The organism is Lacinutrix sp. 5H-3-7-4, assembly GCF_000211855.2.
Lineage (GTDB): Bacteria > Bacteroidota > Bacteroidia > Flavobacteriales > Flavobacteriaceae > Lacinutrix.
This window is the reverse complement of record NC_015638.1, coordinates 3,043,501-3,061,718: the sequence shown is the minus strand read 5'-3', so window position 1 is coordinate 3,061,718 and position 18,218 is coordinate 3,043,501. Positions and strand designations below refer to the sequence as shown.

General features: G+C 29.5%; 22 protein-coding genes. 10 read left to right on the top strand and 12 right to left on the bottom strand.

Annotated elements, in window-relative coordinates:
* Positions 1 to 94: 94 nt before the first annotated feature.
* Positions 95 to 763, top strand: a complete 669-nt coding sequence (locus tag LACAL_RS13800; RefSeq protein ID WP_013871374.1) for a DUF4294 domain-containing protein — start codon at positions 95 to 97, stop codon at positions 761 to 763.
* Positions 764 to 768: 5 nt separating this feature from the next.
* Complete coding sequence (locus LACAL_RS13795; RefSeq protein ID WP_013871373.1) at positions 769 to 1,395, top strand: hemolysin III family protein; 627 nt, start codon at positions 769 to 771, stop codon at positions 1,393 to 1,395.
* A gap of 17 nt (positions 1,396 to 1,412) precedes the next feature.
* Here LACAL_RS13795 and LACAL_RS13790 read toward each other — a convergent pair whose 3' ends face one another.
* The 3 genes from LACAL_RS13790 to LACAL_RS13780 are packed head-to-tail and all read right to left on the bottom strand — an operon-like array spanning position 1,413 to position 3,257.
* Complete coding sequence (locus tag LACAL_RS13790; RefSeq protein ID WP_013871372.1) at positions 1,413 to 1,841, bottom strand: DUF4268 domain-containing protein; 429 nt, start codon at positions 1,839 to 1,841, stop codon at positions 1,413 to 1,415.
* A 10-nt stretch (positions 1,842 to 1,851) separates the two neighbouring features.
* Positions 1,852 to 2,526 (bottom strand): zinc/iron permease, encoded by a 675-nt coding sequence (locus LACAL_RS13785; RefSeq protein WP_013871371.1) that lies wholly within the window; start codon positions 2,524 to 2,526, stop codon positions 1,852 to 1,854.
* On the bottom strand, positions 2,526 to 3,257 hold the full coding sequence (locus LACAL_RS13780) for a bifunctional 2-polyprenyl-6-hydroxyphenol methylase/3-demethylubiquinol 3-O-methyltransferase UbiG (protein WP_013871370.1): 732 nt from the start codon (positions 3,255 to 3,257) through the stop codon (positions 2,526 to 2,528). The genes LACAL_RS13785 and LACAL_RS13780 overlap by 1 nt, the downstream gene beginning before the upstream one ends.
* A gap of 133 nt (positions 3,258 to 3,390) precedes the next feature.
* Between LACAL_RS13780 and LACAL_RS13775 the strand changes: the two genes are divergently transcribed.
* Genes LACAL_RS13775 through LACAL_RS15105 form a run of 3 tightly spaced genes read left to right on the top strand, consistent with a single transcriptional unit; the run spans position 3,391 to position 6,917 of the window.
* Positions 3,391 to 4,563 carry a class I SAM-dependent RNA methyltransferase gene (locus LACAL_RS13775; protein ID WP_013871369.1) on the top strand — a complete coding sequence of 391 codons (1,173 nt, stop codon included), beginning with the start codon at positions 3,391 to 3,393 and terminating at the stop codon, positions 4,561 to 4,563.
* Positions 4,514 to 6,175 carry a sulfatase-like hydrolase/transferase gene (locus LACAL_RS15110; RefSeq protein WP_013871368.1) on the top strand — a complete coding sequence of 554 codons (1,662 nt, stop codon included), beginning with the start codon at positions 4,514 to 4,516 and terminating at the stop codon, positions 6,173 to 6,175. Before LACAL_RS13775 ends, LACAL_RS15110 begins: the two co-directional genes overlap by 50 nt.
* A complete protein-coding gene (locus tag LACAL_RS15105) occupies positions 6,162 to 6,917 on the top strand; it encodes a DUF2181 domain-containing protein (RefSeq protein ID WP_013871367.1) in 756 nt (251 codons plus the stop codon). The genes LACAL_RS15110 and LACAL_RS15105 overlap by 14 nt, the downstream gene beginning before the upstream one ends.
* Here LACAL_RS15105 and LACAL_RS13760 read toward each other — a convergent pair.
* Genes LACAL_RS13760 through rlmD form a run of 4 tightly spaced genes read right to left on the bottom strand, consistent with a single transcriptional unit; the run spans position 6,914 to position 10,077 of the window.
* Positions 6,914 to 7,441, bottom strand: coding sequence for a DinB family protein (locus LACAL_RS13760; protein WP_013871366.1), 528 nt, complete (start codon positions 7,439 to 7,441; stop codon positions 6,914 to 6,916). The genes LACAL_RS15105 and LACAL_RS13760 overlap by 4 nt on opposite strands.
* On the bottom strand, positions 7,441 to 8,178 hold the full coding sequence (locus LACAL_RS13755; protein WP_013871365.1) for a DUF6048 family protein: 738 nt from the start codon (positions 8,176 to 8,178) through the stop codon (positions 7,441 to 7,443). Before LACAL_RS13755 ends, LACAL_RS13760 begins: the two co-directional genes overlap by 1 nt.
* Entirely contained in the window at positions 8,144 to 8,662 is a 519-nt protein-coding gene (locus LACAL_RS13750; RefSeq protein ID WP_013871364.1) for a DUF6452 family protein, read from the bottom strand. The genes LACAL_RS13755 and LACAL_RS13750 overlap by 35 nt, the downstream gene beginning before the upstream one ends.
* A gap of 2 nt (positions 8,663 to 8,664) precedes the next feature.
* Complete coding sequence (rlmD, locus tag LACAL_RS13745) at positions 8,665 to 10,077, bottom strand: 23S rRNA (uracil(1939)-C(5))-methyltransferase RlmD (RefSeq protein WP_013871363.1); 1,413 nt, start codon at positions 10,075 to 10,077, stop codon at positions 8,665 to 8,667.
* Between the two features lie 172 nt (positions 10,078 to 10,249).
* Between rlmD and rocD the strand changes: the two genes are divergently transcribed.
* Entirely contained in the window at positions 10,250 to 11,494 is a 1,245-nt protein-coding gene (gene rocD, locus LACAL_RS13740) for an ornithine--oxo-acid transaminase (protein ID WP_013871362.1), read from the top strand.
* A gap of 75 nt (positions 11,495 to 11,569) precedes the next feature.
* On the opposite strand, the gene LACAL_RS13735 is transcribed toward rocD, so the two are convergent.
* The 3 genes from LACAL_RS13735 to LACAL_RS13725 form a co-directional block, all read right to left on the bottom strand.
* A complete protein-coding gene (locus LACAL_RS13735; RefSeq protein WP_013871361.1) occupies positions 11,570 to 11,899 on the bottom strand; it encodes a CCC motif membrane protein in 330 nt (109 codons plus the stop codon).
* Positions 11,900 to 11,911: 12 nt separating this feature from the next.
* Positions 11,912 to 12,196: a DUF2752 domain-containing protein gene (locus LACAL_RS13730; RefSeq protein WP_013871360.1), complete on the bottom strand. Its 285-nt coding sequence runs from the start codon at positions 12,194 to 12,196 to the stop codon at positions 11,912 to 11,914.
* A 95-nt stretch (positions 12,197 to 12,291) separates the two neighbouring features.
* The gene (locus LACAL_RS13725; protein ID WP_013871359.1) at positions 12,292 to 14,085 is read right to left on the bottom strand and encodes a T9SS type A sorting domain-containing protein; all 1,794 of its coding nucleotides are present in this window, start codon (positions 14,083 to 14,085) and stop codon (positions 12,292 to 12,294) included.
* Positions 14,086 to 14,239: 154 nt separating this feature from the next.
* Between LACAL_RS13725 and LACAL_RS13720 the strand changes: the two genes are divergently transcribed.
* On the top strand, positions 14,240 to 14,449 hold the full coding sequence (locus LACAL_RS13720; protein ID WP_013871358.1) for a hypothetical protein: 210 nt from the start codon (positions 14,240 to 14,242) through the stop codon (positions 14,447 to 14,449).
* On the top strand, positions 14,446 to 15,009 hold the full coding sequence (locus LACAL_RS13715; protein WP_013871357.1) for a Smr/MutS family protein: 564 nt from the start codon (positions 14,446 to 14,448) through the stop codon (positions 15,007 to 15,009). The genes LACAL_RS13720 and LACAL_RS13715 overlap by 4 nt, the downstream gene beginning before the upstream one ends.
* Here the strand turns inward: LACAL_RS13715 and LACAL_RS13710 are convergent.
* Positions 15,006 to 15,968: a hypothetical protein gene (locus tag LACAL_RS13710; RefSeq protein ID WP_013871356.1), complete on the bottom strand. Its 963-nt coding sequence runs from the start codon at positions 15,966 to 15,968 to the stop codon at positions 15,006 to 15,008. The genes LACAL_RS13715 and LACAL_RS13710 overlap by 4 nt on opposite strands.
* Positions 15,969 to 16,101: 133 nt before the next feature.
* Here LACAL_RS13710 and LACAL_RS13705 point away from each other — a divergent pair, with 133 nt between their 5' ends.
* Positions 16,102 to 17,244 (top strand): cysteine desulfurase family protein, encoded by a 1,143-nt coding sequence (locus LACAL_RS13705; RefSeq protein WP_013871355.1) that lies wholly within the window; start codon positions 16,102 to 16,104, stop codon positions 17,242 to 17,244.
* Entirely contained in the window at positions 17,244 to 18,026 is a 783-nt protein-coding gene (locus tag LACAL_RS13700; RefSeq protein WP_013871354.1) for an alpha/beta fold hydrolase, read from the top strand. The genes LACAL_RS13705 and LACAL_RS13700 overlap by 1 nt, the downstream gene beginning before the upstream one ends.
* On the opposite strand, the gene LACAL_RS15325 is transcribed toward LACAL_RS13700, so the two are convergent.
* A complete protein-coding gene (locus tag LACAL_RS15325) occupies positions 18,023 to 18,196 on the bottom strand; it encodes a Lacal_2735 family protein (RefSeq protein ID WP_013871353.1) in 174 nt (57 codons plus the stop codon). The genes LACAL_RS13700 and LACAL_RS15325 overlap by 4 nt on opposite strands.
* Positions 18,197 to 18,218: the final 22 nt, after the last annotated feature.

Sequence of the window (18,218 nt, the reverse complement as noted above, 5' to 3'; positions counted from 1 at the left end):
ATTCGAGTATAATTAATAGTTAGCATAAAGTTAATTAGTAATTTTATGCTGCTAATAAATTAAATTTTGGAATGATTTTAGCATTTAAGTAATTATGAAAAAGCAATTTTATTTTATTTTATTTTTTCCGTTGTTTTTTTGGGCACAACAAGATGAAGTGGTTCAAGATTCTACAATGATAGAATATATGATAATTGACGGTGATTCTATTCCGCGTGAAGCGATAGATTTAGAAGAAGTTATGATTTTACATAAGCTGAAGTTTTCTAGTAAAGAAGATAGACGAACGTATTTAATTTTAAGGCGAAAAACTAAAAAAGTCTATCCGTATGCCAAATTAGCAGCCGAGCGTTTAGAGAGTTTGACTGAAAGATTAGAGTCTTTAGAAAGTAAAAGGCAAAAACGACGTTACTCGAGGAAAATTCAAAAATATATTGAAGGAGAATTTTCTGATGAGCTTAAAAAGCTTACAAAAACCGAAGGACAAATACTTATTAAATTAGTACACAGGCAAACTGGCGAAACTACTTTTAATCTGGTAAAAAACTTGAGAAATGGTTGGCGTGCCTTTTGGTTTAATAACACCGCTAAACTATTTAATATAGATTTAAAGCGTGAATATGATCCTGAAAATGTTAAAGAAGATTATTTAATTGAAGATATTTTACAACGTAATTTTCAAAATGGCTCATTAAAACGACAGAAATCTGTAATTGATTACGATTTTTATGCGCTTACTAATAAATGGATTAATAAAAAGTAGAGTAGATGCGTATACAAACACCATTTGAAGAAAAATGGAATACAATTACTCATGCCTTTGGTGCTGTGTTTGGTATTGTTGGTTTAATACTTTTAATATTAAAAGATACGAATAAAACCGAATGGAGTTTTTTTAGCGTTACCACTTACGGTATAACTTTTATTGTTTTGTTTTTAGCTTCTGCTTTGTACCATTACGTGAGTCATGAAAAGTACAAACACTATTTTAGAATTGCCGACCATATAAATATTTATTTTTTAATTGCAGGTACCTATTCGCCAATAACACTTATTACTTTAGAGGAAAGTTTAGGCTGGACCTTATTTACAATAGTTTGGGCTATTGCAGCCTTTGGTATAATATTAAAGCTATTTTTTACAGGTAAATTTGAAATTTTATCTGTGGCTTTATATTTAATAATGGGTTGGCTTGTAGTGTTTGATTATAGTGCTTTACAAGCAGCAATGCCACAAGAAGGTGTTTGGCTTTTAATGGCTGGTGGTTTATTTTATACGCTTGGTGTGGTTTTTTATGCCATTGAAAAAATACCTTATAATCATGTTATTTGGCACATTTTTGTTTTAGCTGGTGCTGTTAGCCACTTTTTTATGGTGTACTTTTTTGTGGTTTAGTGTAAGTGGTTTTTTTACTAAGCTTTTATAAAATCTTCATATTCAAAATAAAATGCTTCAAAAGCGGCCATTTTTTCATTAAAAAAGGTCATGACTTGTTGCCAGTGATTTTTGTTGTGTATATTCACTTTCTCGTCTAATTGCACATAAATTCTAGAAATTTCTTTACCATTTTCTAAAAAATATTCTTCTTCAAAAATAGCATCTGGTAAAAAATCGTCTAATAATATGCTTTTTAACTGTCCAAGTTTTTCCCAGTAATTAATACGGTTTTCTAAATCATCTTCAAGATCTAAAGCAACTAATGCTTTTTTATTATCAAAATGAAATTTAAAACTAAAGCCTTTTATTTTGGTGTCGTATTTAATCCATTTTCTAGGAAACGATTTTCCAAAACTAGTCCAGAATAACTGCTTTATTTTTTTAGATTCTTCCCTGCTAAACACTTGATAGTTTTTATATAAAATACGCTAATATTATAGCTGCTACAATAGTTAATAACTTAGTTATGTTAAATTTATGACCTTCGTTACTTTCAAATAAAATAGTAGTAGATATGTGTAAGAAAATACCAATTACTACTGCCGAAATTTCTTGAAAATATGTTTCTAATATAGCAATATTTGTAGATAAAAACACGCCTAAAGGCGTCATTAATGCAAATAAAAGTAAAAATAGAAACGTTTTACTTTTACTCATTTTTGAAGCTACAAAAAATGTTGCTAGAATAATAGCTACTGGTAATTTATGTATAATTATGCCGTAAATTAAGCTATGGTGTCCATGAATTGGGATACCTTCTAAAACACTATGAATACTCAAACTTATAAATAATAACCACGGGAATGTAACGGTGTTTTTATCTAAATGTACGTGTCCATGTTCTGCTCCTTGAGAGAAAAACTCTAAAATTATTTGCAGTAAAATACCAACCATAATAAACAAACCAATATTACTATTGTTAGTTTTATATACTTCTGGTAAAAAACTAAATACTGTTATAGACAGTAAAAAAGCACCACTAAAAGCTAGTAATAATTTAAGGTTTCTATTTTGCTTAGGCTTAAATAATAAAACTATAGCAAAACCAATTACTACAGATATAATTGGAAGAATTATATTTAAAATCATTATTTAAAAATCAAGATTAAACGCTCACTCTGTTTTCTCATGTATTTACTTAATTTATAGTCTCCAAAAACATCTAGTAAATACACACCAGCTTTTTCAAACAGTACTTCAAAATCTTCTAAAGTAAATGCACGTACACGTTCTTGAAATTCATAATCCTTACCATCTACAGTAAAAGAAATGTCTTTAATTATAAAACCATCTTCTACACGACGTTTTTGGTAAAAATCTATACCATCAACAGTTTTTACATTTTCTGGTACTAAATTTTCAATAACATACTCACTGTTCATAAAATCTATAACTCCAAAACCAGTTTCGTTTAAATCTGCTTTTATGGCTTCAATTGTCTTTAGGTTATCTTCTAGATTATCAAAATAACCAAAGCTTGTAAATAAATTAAAAACGGCATCAAAAGTATCACTATAAGGTTTACACATGTCGTGCACCTCAAAATTTAGTGTTTCGTTTTCAAATTGTTTTGCATGTGCAATACTATTTGCAGATAAATCTACACCGGTAACGTTATAGCCTAAAGTATTTAAATAAACCGAATGGCGACCTTTACCGCAAGCTAAATCTAAAATTTTTCCGTGTTCAGGAATGTTTAAATAGTTGGTAAGATTACACATAAACGTTTCAGCTTCAGCATAATCTCTGTCTTTATATAAAATGTGATAAAATGGCGTATCAAACCATGATGCAAACCAAGTAGTCTCTTCTTTTGTCATATTCATTTCCTATTAAAAAAGGAATGTAATTTTAGTTTATTAGATTTAAATCACTTTCTTTAATAGTAATTACTAGTAGTAAATGATTTTAGCGCAAAAATAGATTATTTTTGTAACCTATTTGTCGAAAAGTATGGAAGATAATTTCAAAATGGTAGCCAAAACCTTATTTGGATTTGAAGATTTATTAGCACGAGAGCTTACTCAATTAGGAGCAATGCAGGTTAAAACTGGTGTGCGTAATGTTAGTTTTGTTGGAGATAAAGGTTTTATGTACAAAGCAAATCTTGCAATACGTACAGCAATTAAAATTTTAAAACCTATAAGAACTTTTAAAGTAAGTAGTGAAAAAGATTTGTATTCTCAAGTCTATAAAATGAATTGGTCTAAATACTTAAAATCTTCTGGTTCTTTAGCAATAGATGCTACTGTACACTCTAAAGTGTTTACACATTCGCAATACACTGCATTAAAAGTAAAAGATGCGATTGTAGATAAGTTTAGAGATGAAACTGGTGAGCGCCCAAATGTAGATTTACGTTTTCCAGATTTAAAAATTAATGTTCATATAGACCGTTCTATATGTACTATTTCTTTAGATACTTCTGGAGAATCTTTACACAAGCGTGGTTATAAAACGGCTACAAATATAGCTCCTATAAACGAAGTGCTTGCAGCAGGAATGATTATGCTTTCTGGTTGGGATGGACAATCTGATTTTATGGATCCAATGTGTGGTAGTGGTACTGTTTTAGCCGAAGCTGCTATGATTGCTTGTAATATTCCACCAAATTTAATGCGTAAAGAGTTTGCTTTTGAGCGCTGGAATGATTGGGATGTTGAGTTATTTGAAAAAATTGAAGAATCGCTGCTTAAAAAAACCAGAGATTTTCATTATAAAATTTTAGGTTACGATAAATCGCCAAGTGCTGTAACAAAAGCAAAGGATAATGTTAAAAATGCACATTTAGATGAGTTTATTACTATAAAGCACGAAGACTTCTTTAAAACTCAAAAAGCAGGAGACAATAAATTACATATGGTTTTTAATCCGCCGTACGGTGAGCGTTTAGATATAGAAATGGAAAGTTTTTATAAAAACATTGGCGATACTTTAAAACAAGGATATCCAAATACAAATGCTTGGTTTATTACCTCTAATTTAGATGCCATAAAACATGTTGGTTTACGTCCGTCACGAAAAATAAAATTAATGAATGCGAAATTAGAATCTCGTTTAGTAAAATACGAGATGTATGCAGGAAGTAAAAAAGCAAAGTATAAGAATAATAACACTCTTGATTAAACACTTATTTAAACAAATACAATCTATATTAAGCTTAGTATGTTTACTAAGTTTACCATTGCTTGTCATTATTGTTTTGGGCTGGTTTGTAATGCCTTTTACTTACGTTTATTTAAAAGAAGTTATTGCATTTGGTTTTTTAACAGCGATATTTAGTAGTATTTTCCTTTTTTTTAAATCTGAAAAGTTACGTAAATGGTATTTGCTATTTTCAGTTATTCTATTAAGCGTTTTAGCAGTAATAAAATTAAGTTTTTATATTAATTATGGTGTTAAAATTAGTTCTTCAATTTTGTTTGTAATTTTTGAAACAAATAGGAGTGAAGCATCAGATTTTCTTTCTAATTATTTTAATGTAAAAATTATAGGTTTAATTCTGTTTTTTATAGCAGTAGTAGGCTTTTCTATTATATTTTTAAAACAAAAAAAATTAAAAAATTTACAGTTTTCATTTCCTATTAAGGCTTTAGGGTTAGTAAGTATTTTAATAGCATTATTTTTTATTTTCACACGTTTTAATAATGAAAACTTACTGTATACAACTATTACTTCTTATGAAGATTATACAATAGCAAAAGCAAATTTAAAGGCGGCTTTAGCTAAAGAAAACACAAAAACAATTACTGTAACTAACACTTTAAATATACCTCAAACGTATGTTGTAGTTATTGGCGAGTCTACCTCAAACTGGCACATGCAGTTGTATGGTTATGATAGAGAAACAAACCCAAAATTAAAAGCCATAGAGAAAGAATTAGTAGTGTTTGATAGTGTTATTACGCCTAATGTACATACTATAGTTGCTTTAGAAAAAATATTAACCTTAGCAGATTATAATGCTCCAAAACTAAACGACAATGCATCAATTGTGCAATTAGCAAACAATGCAGGATTTGAAACGTTTTGGATATCAAATCAAAAACCAGTGGGTTTGCATGAAAGTATTCCTACTCTTATTGGTAATGCTGCAAAAAATAAAAATTTTGTAACAACCGAGCATAGTGCTTATAATATTTATGACGAAGCATTGCTGCCTTACTTAAAAAAAGCGTTAGATGATAAAGCAAAAAAGAAGATAATTTTTTTACATTTAATAGGAAATCATAGTGCTTACAAAAGGCGTTATCCAGAGCAATTTAATAAGTTTAAGAATAATAAAAAGAATACAAAAGCCAATAATATTGACGCTTTAGAAAGTATTAATTTTTATGATAATGCTACTTTATACAACGACTATATTATAAGAGAAGTTATTGAAGCGGTAAGAGCCAAAAATACAAATAGTTTTGTTTTATACTTATCAGATCATGGAGATGAAGTTTTTGATACAATGGATTTAGTTGGACATAATGAGTTTCATGCCACAAGACCAATGTATGAGGTGCCATTTATAGTATGGTTTTCTAAAGCATATAAAAATACAAACAAAAATCTTTTTACTATTAATGGTTTAAAAAACAGGCCTTATATGTTAGATGATTTTTTTCATAGTTTTTCAGATTTAAGTCGTATTAATTTTGAAGGCTTTAATCCTGAAAAAAGTATTTTTAATAAAGCGTTTAAAAAGAAAGAAAGATTGATTAAAAAAGGAATTAATTATGACAAAAGGTAAAAAAAGAAACCTTTTTATTTTAGCATTACTTTTAATAATATTTGCAGCACTTTTATATAGTTATCAATATAGTGTAAAGCGATTAGAGTTTTTAGGTTATTACAATAAAGTCTATGCGCATAGAGTAAATAGCATAGAAAAATTAAACCAAGCTTTAAAACATTTTAAAGGTGTTGAGTTAGACTTAGTTTATAATGAAAACACCAATAGTTTTGATGTAAACCATCCGCCAGCAGAATCTATAAATTTATCTTTTGAAAGTTATTTATCTGCTATAAAAACAGATACTTTACCTTTTTTATGGTTAGATATTAAAAATTTAGAGTCTAAAAACAGTTATAAAATATTATCAAAATTAGAGTATTTAGTTAATAATTTTAATTACCCAAAAGATAAATTATTAGTAGAATCTTTAGTTCCTGTGGCTTTAAGACCTTTTAATGGTTCTGGTTTTAAAACAAGTTACTACTTGAAACCAAAACTATATTTACATGATAGTTTAAATTTAAAAACAGAAATAAAAAATATAAGAACGGTTTTAAAAAATCAACCGTATTTAGCAATTTCTGCTAGTTATGAGAATTATGATTTAATGCATAAATATTTCCCTAAAGAAACTAAATATATGTGGGCAATAACATCTGCATATCATTTTAAACAATTAAAAATACGTGAGGTTTTAAAAGATAGTACTGTTGCAATACTTTTAAGTAGTTTTAAAGCAAAAAAAGGAAACCGTTAATAGTTTTTTTTAAGCGTATTTAAATGCTGGTCTGTATGGTAAGCTGTCCACATAATAATTTCTCTTACAGGCATTTTTCCCATTAATGGATGTGGTAAAATATAATTGTCTAATTGTTTATCTGTCCACTTTTTAGTTTTAGCTTGTAATTTTTTATTTTCAACTAAAATAGAATCAAGCAAACCGTTTTTTTCTCTAATACTAGGGATTTTCATTTTTAGAGAAGGACGAAATGTTGGTGTACCTTTAAAATTGGCTAAACGGCTATTATATCGCGCTATAATTGTATTATAATCTCTAACAGGTCTATTAGCTTTACCAAATTTGTATTTAAGTAAAACTTTTGGCGTTGCCATGGCTTTATTAAGAAGCTTTATACTTTGTAGTAAATGTAAAGTATGTTGTCCTGTTGTCCATTTTCCTTTTGGACCTAAAGTCCATTTTTCCGGCGCATGGGTTTCTAGCCATTGGTAAAGTTTATTGTGGCTATCCTCTAATAAACTAACAATAGCATCTTTTTCCATTATTTAGCTTTTTTAAATATAGGTATAAGATAAGAAATTGTATACCCATATCCAACTCCAACACGACCACTATCAAAAGTTTTATTAAATCCTGGAATGTAAAGGTTTTCAAAATTATTAGGTTGATCTTGAGTAATATTACCTTTTAACTGAAGGTTTAAACCTAAAAATAAGTTGTTTAATATTTCGGTTTTAATACCAAATTGCAATTCAATCCATAATGTCGAAAGTCCATTAACTTCAAGTGCTTCGGTAGATGTAAATTGTGGTGTAAAAAATTGATCTTGTGCGTAAACAGTAAAGCTATTTCTGGTTTGAGAAAAGGTACTTGTTCCTAATCTAAATCCGCTATAAATCATGTTTTCCATACCTAACCAGTTGGAATATAAGTTGTAATCTGCTCCAACTTTTAGGTAGCTACCTTTGGCAGTGACACTTAAAAAATCGTTAGTTGTGGTTTTTTCTTCGTTACCAAGCTCTGCAGCTAAATACCAGTTTTTAGTTATTCTGTAGTCGCCATTAATTTCAAAACCTTTATAATCATCATCTATCGCGGTGCGTACAAGTTTACTAATATCTGCACCAAAGCGGATGCCATATTTTTGTTTAATTTTTATAGAATCAGTTATAGTTGTTGTTTCTTCTATTGTTTCATTTTGTGTATAGACAGAACTGTAACACAAAAACAGACAAAAAAACAGGCTAGTGTAAAAGGTTAAAGTGTGTTGTTGTTTCATCTTCAATAGATTGATTTTCGTTTATTGGTTCTATTAGGTTTATCCAATTATCTGTGTCATTTTCCACTGCTATAGTTACATTTTTATAAATGGTTTTATAACCACAGGCTCTGGAAACATATATTTCTTCGGTTTCATAATTAATTACTACCACATCTGGATTTCCATCTATTACAGTACCATCAGTATCCTCTTCATAATCTCTATAAAAAACAAAACGTGTTTCGTTTCCAGTAGTTTTTAATGGTAAAATAATACTAGATACTGTGCCGCCACCTTGGTAATCATCTATTACCATTTCTGGATCTTCAGCTGATTCAACACGAAAATTTTCGGCAGATTTTACAATGTCTTGGTTTTGTAAATCTAAAAAGTCTATAATTAATCTTGGTGTAGTTGGTGTACTTTCTGGACAAATATCATCACGTTCGCAACTAAATGCGAGGCAAAACAATACTAAAAGTATAGCAATATTTTTTTTCATAATTAGCGTTTCTCTAAAAGTACAATATTTTCTACATGAAATGTTTGTGGAAACATATCTACAGCTTGTACTTTTGTTACTTTATACATAGCATCCATAAGCTGTAAATCTCTTGCTTGGGTTGCACTATTACAACTTACATATACTACTTTTTGTGGTGCAATGTTTAATATTTGTTTTACAACATCTTTGTGCATTCCATCTCTTGGAGGATCTGTAATAATAACATCTGGTTGACCATGAGTTTCTATAAACTCTTGGTTAAATACATTTTTCATGTCACCCACAAAAAAAGAAACGTTATCTATACCATTTAATTGTGCATTTTCTTTAGCAGCAGTTATAGCATCTGGTACAGCTTCTACACCTACAACTTTTTTGGCTTGTTTTGCTACAAATTGCGCAATGGTTCCTGTTCCTGTATATAAATCGTAAACTAGTTCGTCACCTTCTAAACCTGCAAAAGTTCTTGTTAATTTATATAACTCGTAGGCTTGTTTAGAGTTAGTTTGATAAAAAGATTTGGCATTAATTTTAAATTTTAAGCCTTCCATTTCTTCAAAAATATGGTCGTTTCCTTTGTAGCAAATAACCTCTTGATCGTAAATAGTGTCGTTAGCTTTACCATTAATTACATATTGTAATGAGGTAACCTGCGGAAATTCTTCAGAAATAAAATCTAATAATAATTTTCTTTTTGCTTTATCTTCTTTAAAAAACTGAACCAATACCATGATATCTCCTGTTGTAGAGGTTCTAATCATTAAAGTTCTTAATAATCCGGTTTGATTTCTGGTATTAAAAAATTCTAAATCGTTTTTAACAGCAAACGCTTTAATACTGTTTCTAATAGCGTTTGAAGGATCTGCTTGTAAGTGACATGTATTGAGGTCTAAAATTTTATCCCACATTCCCGGAATATGGAAACCTAAAGCGTTTCTATCTCCTAAATCTTTATCGCTTTGTATTTCTTCTAAAGTTAACCAACGTGAGTCGCTAAAAGAAAATTCCATTTTATTACGGTAGTAATATTGCTCGGCAGCCCCTAAAATAGGTGTTACATCTGGAAGTTCTATATGCCCAATTCTTACTAAGTTATTTGTAACTTCTTTTTGTTTATAAAATAATTGATGCTCGTAGGCCATACTTTGCCATTTACAACCACCACAAACACCAAAATGCTCACAAAGTGGTTGCGTACGTTTATCGCTTAATGTATGAAAAACGGTAGCTTTACCTTCGTAGTAAGCTTTACGTTTTTTAAAAGTTTGCACATCTACAACATCTCCAGGTACAGCATTAGGCAAAAAAATCACTTTTCCGTCTGGTGCTTTTGCAACAGTTTTTCCTTTTGCTGCAGCATCTATAACTTCAACATTAGTGAAAACCTTCTTTCTATTTTTACTTCTTCCCATAGCTGCAAAAGTAGTTTGTTTTTTTGCATGATAAAAATTTTAATTAGCACTTTATATTTAGTAATTTGCAAGCCTTAGGGATGATTTCTTTCCCACGCTGAATTTTCGACACTTCGAAAGGAAAAAGGTAGATAAGGAATGGCTTTTTTATTCACTAATAAACATTATTAAAATGGCTGTTTTAGAACATTTAACATCGCAACAAGCGATAGATTTAGAAAACAAATACGGAGCACACAACTATCATCCGTTACCAGTAGTATTAAGTAAAGGCGAAGGCGTTCATGTTTGGGACGTAGAAGGAAAAAAGTATTACGATTTCCTTTCGGCTTATTCTGCTGTAAACCAAGGGCATTGTCACCCAAAAATTGTAGGAGCAATGACCAGTCAAGCACAAACACTTACATTAACATCTCGTGCTTTTTATAACGATATGTTAGGAAAGTTTGAAAAGTATGCAAGTGAAACTTTTAATTACGATAAGTTATTACCAATGAATACTGGTGCAGAAGCTGTAGAAACAGCTTTAAAACTTTGTAGAAAATGGGCTTATGAAGTAAAAGGAATAGATGAAAATGAAGCAGAGATTATTGTTTGCGAAAATAATTTTCATGGTAGAACAACAACAATTATTTCATTTTCTAATGATCCTGTAGCACGTAAAAACTTTGGTCCTTATACAAAAGGATTTATTAAAATTGAATACGATAATTTACAAGCTTTAGAAAACGCTTTAAATAGTAATAAAAATGTAGCAGGTTTTCTTGTAGAACCAATACAAGGTGAAGCTGGTGTTTATGTACCAAGCGAAGGTTATTTAACTGCTGCTAAAGCTTTATGCGAAAAACATAACGTATTATTTATTGCAGACGAAGTACAAACGGGTATTGCAAGAACAGGAAAAATGTTAGCTATAGACCATGAAAATGTAAAAGCAGACATTTTAATTTTAGGTAAAGCTTTATCTGGTGGAGCTTATCCAGTATCTGCGGTTTTAGCTAATAATTCTATAATGGATGTTATTAAACCAGGAAATCACGGTAGTACATTTGGAGGTAATCCTGTTGCGGCTGCAGTTGGGATGGCTGCTTTACAAGTTATAAAAGATGAAAATTTAGCCGAAAATGCTCAAAATTTAGGTGAGTTATTTAGATCTGAAATGGCTAAGTTTATAGAAACTTCAAACATTGTAAATAAAGTAAGAGGTAAAGGTTTATTAAACGCTATATTAATTAACGATACTGAAGATAGTGATACAGCTTGGAATATTTGTTTGGCATTAAGAGATAATGGATTGTTAGCAAAACCTACTCATGGAAACATTATACGTTTTGCGCCACCTTTAGTAATGACTAAAGAGCAATTGCTAGACTGTGTATCTATAATAACTAAAACATTAAAACAATTTGAAAAATAAAATTGTTTAATTAATTTTATATAAAAAGCCTTTCAACTTGTTGAAAGGCTTTTTTAATTTTAATAATTTATAAACTTACTCAGCAGTTTGAGTTTGGTATTGCTCCATCATCTGTCTAGATTGCTCCATCATCTCATCCCAACCAACAGTTGAAATTTGGTAAATAGTCCAGGCTAAGTATAAAACATTAATAATCATGATTACTAAAGCAACAGTTTTTGCAGTTTGCATTGCTTTTGTATCTCCTTCATAAGCATCTGGATTTAACTGCGCTGCTTTAATTTGATTAGCAGCTATAAAGTATGCTGGTCCAGATAATAAGATACCTAATCCGCCAAAGCAGCAGCAAAGTAAGCCAATAATTGATAATACATAAACTAAAATTGGGTTCAGTTTTTTCTTCATAAGTTGGTTGATTTAAATTAATTGTTTGACTATAAAACTAATAATTATTATTAATACTGAAGCTATTGCCAAGCCATTAATAATTTTATTGATGTTTTTAAATTTATAAAAAAAAGAAGTAACTATTAATAATCCTAAAGGTATTAGGGTAAAAATTGCAGGATACATTTTAAACGCAGCAATTATTTCACCGTGAAATAGAAAACTTAAACTACGTTGTAAACCACAGCCCATACAATCAAAACCAAATAGTTTTTTATTAAGACAAGGCAGCATGTATTCTTGTAAGTTTTGCATGAAAATTTTATAAAATAAAATATTTTAAAAATAAAGGTATAAAAAAAGTTGGTACTAAAGTACCAACTTTTTTAAATGTATTATAAAGTTAACTATTAATTATTAACTATAATTTTTTTAGATTCTACTATATTGTTTTCCATATTAACAGTAACTATATAAATTCCAGTACTTAATGATTTTGTTGAGTATTGATATTCTGTAGTCGTATTTAAATCGTTAAGGTTTGCAATTTGTTTTCCAGAAACATCTGTAATTGAAACACTATTAATTTGTTTAGATTTTGGATTAGATATAACTAAGTGAGATAAGGTATTGTTTTGAAATATTGACAGCTCTAAATCATCAAAATTATCAACAGATAATGTATTAGAATTTGTAAATGTTATTTCAAAACGGTTATCGTAAATTCCAGTAGCTAGATTTGTTTCAAAATTTAATACTGTTAAATCATAATAAACGCCTGTTTGTTTATCGTGTAAGTAAATTGGTTGGTTATTAAAATTTTGTATGTCGTATATTTTAATCGCAACTGGCATATTTTGTTCTACTTTAATTACAACAGGTATAGTTAAATTTAAATCAAAATTATGTGCTTGTGTTACATAAGGTACATCTCCTAAAACAAAATAAGCATCTGTTGGTGTTGTTTCATTAATAATAGATTCTAAACCATAATCAAAACCATTTGTAGCAGTAGTATGGAAGTTATGTAATAAGGGTCTTGTAAATTGATTATTAAAATTTATGTTTAACCTAAAACGCTTATAGTCAACAGGTACTATTTGCCCGAATTCATTATATGTAAAGCTGTTTTCTATAGTTGTAGTTTCATTTTTATTTTGTGTACTTATTTTAAAAAATTCACTTTCTGTATCACTTTCTTTATAAAATACTCTATGCTCATTTTTAAACTGTAGGTTTCCATTTGCGGTACCATCTACCATAAATCCTTGCCCAACAGCTATATATCTATGTAATTCTTTAGATGATGTAGATGCGCTTCCTACACCACTTGGGTAACCATTAGCATCTGGAGATGAAAATATTGGAGCATTCCAAGACTCAGTAGATTCATCAAGACTTATTGTATACGAACCATAACCACCTTTATAGTTAACAGTTTGGTGAGAACTAACAGATAAATCTTGTTCCCACACTAATAAGGTACCATTAAAAAGTGCGTTATTATTAGTATCGTGAATAAATGCATGTGCATCTATAGCACTAGGATATGGATTGCCAATTAAAGTACTTTCACCATTTAATACAGCAACGTTTATGGTTCCTGAATTAGGTTTCCCTCTAAAATCATATAATTGTGATGAGGAACCAGTAATACCTTTCATAATAAAACCATATCCACTAGTTAAGTTGCCAGTCTCACCAATATGATCCCAATCTGAATATAAGGAACCAGGATTATAGCTGTATAACCAATAGCTTGAAATGGTTAATGGAGCACTTGTACCATCAAGCGCAGTTGTATAAAGTGCAGGTGTGCTTGTAATGTCGTTTAGTAAAGGATCTATATGGCCAATCCATTCAAAAAGGTTAGCGTTGGCTCTAAAATCACTATTACCAGCAACATCTGTATCTACATTACCTACAGGCGAAGCCCAAAAATTATAAGCGTAGTTGTTTACAGTTCCAGTTTGAAAAATACTTAGTTTGCCTAAACCAGAATTACCAGTTGTTCCAGAGCCTTGAATTAATTGAGCTTCATCTCTTAAATAAAAAGTAGAATTAGCTTCTTTTAAATTAATATCATCTTCAACAAAAACAACTTCGTCTTTGGCAAAAATAAATGCGTCGTTTCTTATGCTTAATTGTGCAATACAATAAGTATAAGGTAATAAGAGTAAGAAAATTAAGGATAATTTCTTCATAACAATAGTTTTAAGGTAAATTAGGGGTGTTCAAATATACTGATTTTTAGGTAGTTGTAAAAAGTTATTTTGTTTTTTTTTCAATTTTAACATTAATTAGTTAAAAATAATATTAGCGATTATTTTAATAATTTAGTTTATTAGTTTTGTGCAAATGAAACAAGCAAATATTATTAGTTATTTATCCATAATTATTGGTGGAGCTATTGCTATTTATGCCAATGCAAATGAAAAGCAAAATGTTTATTTATTAATACTGGGTATATTTATGCTTATGTTTGGTGCTTTTAGGTTAAACTCAAAGCTTAGTAGTAAGGTTAAAGACAAAAAAGAGAAAAATTATTTTACAGGCGAAGAAGAGTGAGTTTTAAAAAAGGAGATAAGGTTTTTGTTTTAGATGAAGCGCTTTCAGGACATGTAATTAAAGTTCTTAACAATAGCGTTGTTATTGAAGATACTAATGGTTTTGAGTTAACTTTTAGTTTTTCTGAAGTTGTAAAACAACAAGATTCAACATTAAAAAATGAAGCTTTTTCTAAAAAAAGCGCACATCAGGTTGCTTTAGAAAAAGCATCTATAAAAAGAAAACACACACCTAAAGTTAAGCCTAAAGAACGTTTTCAGCCTACAATGGAAGTTGATTTGCATATTCATCAATTAGTAAAATCTGAACGAGGTATGTCTAGTCATGATAAAAAGTTACTTCAATTAGATACTGCTAAACATAAATTAGAGTTTGCCATGAGAAAGAAAATACAAAAAGTAGTATTTATTCATGGTGTAGGAGAAGGTACTTTAAAAATTGAATTACAATACCTTTTTGGGCGATATAATAATGTAAAACATTATGATGCCGATTATAGAAAATATGGGCAAGGCGCTACAGAGGTTTATATCTATCAAAATATAAAACCAGAGTATTAAAACTCTGGAGTTACTTGTCGAGAGGTTACATTTACGTTTGCATCATCTGTTAGTGTTCCAAATTCTAATACATCTTGATTAATTGTTGGTAATGCTAAATCAAATATTGTTAAAGATAAAGAGAATGTTTGGTCTATATTATGCTCACTATATTCTGTAGTATCAACACTATTTACAATTAATGGGTTTCTATAATCTGGTAATGCGCCACCATCTGTAAAGTCATCTGTAGGATCTAGATTTATATTTTCAGTATCTTCATTAATTGTTAAAACACCATCATTGTCATCATCATTATCTAAATAATCTGGTATTAAGTTATCTGGATCTTCACTTTCTTCATCTGTATTTCTAGCTGTTAAAGTTTCGGTGTCAGCATCATAAACAATACCTTCATCTATTGTTTTAACGTTATCACCATCATCATCGTCATCAAGATAGTTTGGTAAACCATCGCCATCTGTATCATCATCATCAAGAATTCCGTTGTTATTTATATCTTCTAATTCAGCAGGAATACCATCGTTATCATCTTCAATCAAACCTACGGTAAAAACAGCAGTTCCACCAGTAGCAATAGCATCGTTAGTTATACTAACACTTGATTGTGGTATTGCAGTACAAAAAACATTACTTGGGTCTGCATCATAAGTTCTGTAATTAAAAGCGTTAGAACTATTTATAGCAATACTAACATTTTCATCGTTTACTAAATTAACAAGCAAATCATTATCAGGATCAATAGTAGTTGCAAATAATTCTGCTAAAGTTCTGTCGCCAATAAAAGAAAGCGATTCAAAAGGATCTGTTTTAGTTTTATATACAGTAAAATTATCGTTAGAGTTTAAATCGCAAGCATTAAAAGTATCATCAAATTCTAAAGATTCAGTAATAATATCACCATCGTTACAAGAGTAAAAAAGAAAAGATATAGCTAAAAGAGATAAAATGTTTTTCATATAAATTATAGAATTTCAAACAAAAATAATGGAAATGTATAAATGATAACGCAGCTTTATACAATTAATTTTATTTGGGTTATTTTTGAGGTTTCAAAGCGACTATTAATTACAAAGGGACAATTTTTTATAAATGAATAAAAAGGTATATTTTGATAATGCAGCGACAACACAAATTCGAGAAGAAGTTGCTGCGCAGATAACCAAAGTAATGCTTGAAAACTATGGTAATGCATCGTCTTCTCATAGTTTTGGTCGTACATCTAAAGCTTTAATTGAAAGTGCCAGAAAATCTATTGCTAAACATTTAAATGTTGCTGCTGGAGAAATTGTTTTTACTGCAGGAGGAACTGAAGCAGATAATTTAGTGTTAAAAAGTGCTGTTAAAGATTTGGGTGTAAAAGAAATAATTACATCTAAAATAGAGCATCATGCCGTGCTACATACTGTAGAAGCTTTGCAAAAAGAATTTAATATAAATGTAAAGTATGTTAATTTAACAGCATCTGGAGAAATAGATTATTCTCATTTAGAGACACTTTTACAAGCCACAAACAAGCAATTAGTAAGCTTAATGCATATTAATAATGAGATTGGTAATATTTTAGATATAAAAAAAGTAGGAGCGTTGTGTAAAGCTAACAATGCTTTATTTCATAGTGATACAGTACAATCTGTTGGGCATTACAATTTAGATTTAAAAAATATATCTATTGATTTTATGGCAGTAAGTGCACATAAATTTCATGGTCCAAAAGGTGTTGGTTTTGCTTATATAAAAAAGAATTCTGGTTTAAAACCTTTAATAATTGGTGGCGAACAAGAACGCGGATTAAGGGCAGGAACCGAATCTATACATAATATTGTAGGTATGGCAGAAGCTTTAAACTATGCTTATAAAAATTTAGAATTAGAGAGAGATTATATTATAGATTTAAAAACGTATTTAATTTCAAGTATAACAGAACAACTACCAGGAGTAAAATTTAACGGTAATAGTGATAATTTAAATACAAGTACCTATACAATAGTTAATGTTTGTTTACCTTTCTCTGCAACCTTAACATCTACAATATTATTTCAATTAGACTTAAAAGGTATTGCGTGTTCTAGAGGTAGCGCATGCCAAAGCGGAAGCGTTAAACCTTCGCACGTTTTAGCTCAAATTTTAAATACTGAAGATCAAAAAAAACCATCTATACGTTTTTCTCTTAGCAAGTACAATACCAAAACAGAAATAGATTACGTTGTTAACGTTTTAAAAGAATTTTTATAATGATTAATTATACTACATATAAACATGAAACCGCAACACAATGGGTTACTTTTGTACATGGTGCAGGTGGGAGTGCATCTATATGGTTTAAGCAACTACGTAGTTTTAGAGCAGAGTTTAATGTGCTTGTGTTAGATTTACGTGGCCATGGCAATAGTAAACCGGCATTAAAAGATGCTTTTAATAAAAAATATACATTTAATTCTATTACAAACGATATTGTAGAAGTTATAGATTTTTTAAAAATAAAAAAGTCGCATTTTGTAGGTATTTCTTTAGGAACAATTTTAATAAGAAACCTTGCCGAAATACACCCAAAAAGAGTACAAAGTATGATAATGGGTGGAGCAGTAATGAAATTAAATTTTAGATCTCAATTATTAATTAAATTGGGAGTAATATTTAAATCTGTAGTGCCATATATGTTACTGTACAAGTTTTTTGCTTTTGTAATAATGCCTAAACGAAACCATAAAAAATCAAGATTACTATTTGTAAACGAGGCTAAAAAATTATATCAAAAAGAATTTGTTCGCTGGTTTAAACTAACATCAGAAATAAATCCACTATTAAAGTTTTTTAGGGCAAAAGATATTAAAATACCTACGCTGTATTTAATGGGGGAAGAAGACCACTTATTTTTACCATCTATAAAAAAAATTACATCGCAACATGTGTTTTCAAATTTGTTTGTAGTTAAAAATTCTGGACATGTTGTAAATGTAGATCAACCAGATGTTTTTAATACACAAACCATCTCTTTTATTAATAGTGTAAGTTAGCCACACTTTTTTAGTGCTTCAATTTGTTCTAAAATTACTTCTGCTTCAGCTTTTTTTCTGTCGCTCTCATTTCGGTTTGTAAAAGATAAATTATAGGATTCCTCTAGCAAAGCTCTATATTCATTGTATAACTTATCTACCTTACTTTTGCTTTTAAATAGTTTAAACATAGCTTTTTTATTGCAAATTTAG

Coding starts and splice junctions, on each gene's coding strand:
- LACAL_RS13800 (WP_013871374.1), top strand. CDS start 95: ATGAAAAAGCAATTTTATTTTATTTTATTTTTTCCGTTGTTTTTTTGG.
- LACAL_RS13795 (WP_013871373.1), top strand. CDS start 769: ATGCGTATACAAACACCATTTGAAGAAAAATGGAATACAATTACTCAT.
- LACAL_RS13785 (WP_013871371.1), bottom strand. CDS start 2,526: ATGATTTTAAATATAATTCTTCCAATTATATCTGTAGTAATTGGTTTT.
- LACAL_RS13780 (WP_013871370.1), bottom strand. CDS start 3,257: ATGACAAAAGAAGAGACTACTTGGTTTGCATCATGGTTTGATACGCCA.
- LACAL_RS13775 (WP_013871369.1), top strand. CDS start 3,391: ATGGAAGATAATTTCAAAATGGTAGCCAAAACCTTATTTGGATTTGAA.
- LACAL_RS15110 (WP_013871368.1), top strand. CDS start 4,514: ATGCAGGAAGTAAAAAAGCAAAGTATAAGAATAATAACACTCTTGATT.
- LACAL_RS15105 (WP_013871367.1), top strand. CDS start 6,162: ATGACAAAAGGTAAAAAAAGAAACCTTTTTATTTTAGCATTACTTTTA.
- LACAL_RS13760 (WP_013871366.1), bottom strand. CDS start 7,441: ATGGAAAAAGATGCTATTGTTAGTTTATTAGAGGATAGCCACAATAAA.
- LACAL_RS13755 (WP_013871365.1), bottom strand. CDS start 8,178: ATGAAACAACAACACACTTTAACCTTTTACACTAGCCTGTTTTTTTGT.
- LACAL_RS13750 (WP_013871364.1), bottom strand. CDS start 8,662: ATGAAAAAAAATATTGCTATACTTTTAGTATTGTTTTGCCTCGCATTT.
- rlmD (WP_013871363.1), bottom strand. CDS start 10,077: ATGGGAAGAAGTAAAAATAGAAAGAAGGTTTTCACTAATGTTGAAGTT.
- rocD (WP_013871362.1), top strand. CDS start 10,250: ATGGCTGTTTTAGAACATTTAACATCGCAACAAGCGATAGATTTAGAA.
- LACAL_RS13735 (WP_013871361.1), bottom strand. CDS start 11,899: ATGAAGAAAAAACTGAACCCAATTTTAGTTTATGTATTATCAATTATT.
- LACAL_RS13730 (WP_013871360.1), bottom strand. CDS start 12,196: ATGCAAAACTTACAAGAATACATGCTGCCTTGTCTTAATAAAAAACTA.
- LACAL_RS13725 (WP_013871359.1), bottom strand. CDS start 14,085: ATGAAGAAATTATCCTTAATTTTCTTACTCTTATTACCTTATACTTAT.
- LACAL_RS13720 (WP_013871358.1), top strand. CDS start 14,240: ATGAAACAAGCAAATATTATTAGTTATTTATCCATAATTATTGGTGGA.
- LACAL_RS13710 (WP_013871356.1), bottom strand. CDS start 15,968: ATGAAAAACATTTTATCTCTTTTAGCTATATCTTTTCTTTTTTACTCT.
- LACAL_RS13705 (WP_013871355.1), top strand. CDS start 16,102: ATGAATAAAAAGGTATATTTTGATAATGCAGCGACAACACAAATTCGA.
- LACAL_RS13700 (WP_013871354.1), top strand. CDS start 17,244: ATGATTAATTATACTACATATAAACATGAAACCGCAACACAATGGGTT.
- LACAL_RS15325 (WP_013871353.1), bottom strand. CDS start 18,196: ATGTTTAAACTATTTAAAAGCAAAAGTAAGGTAGATAAGTTATACAAT.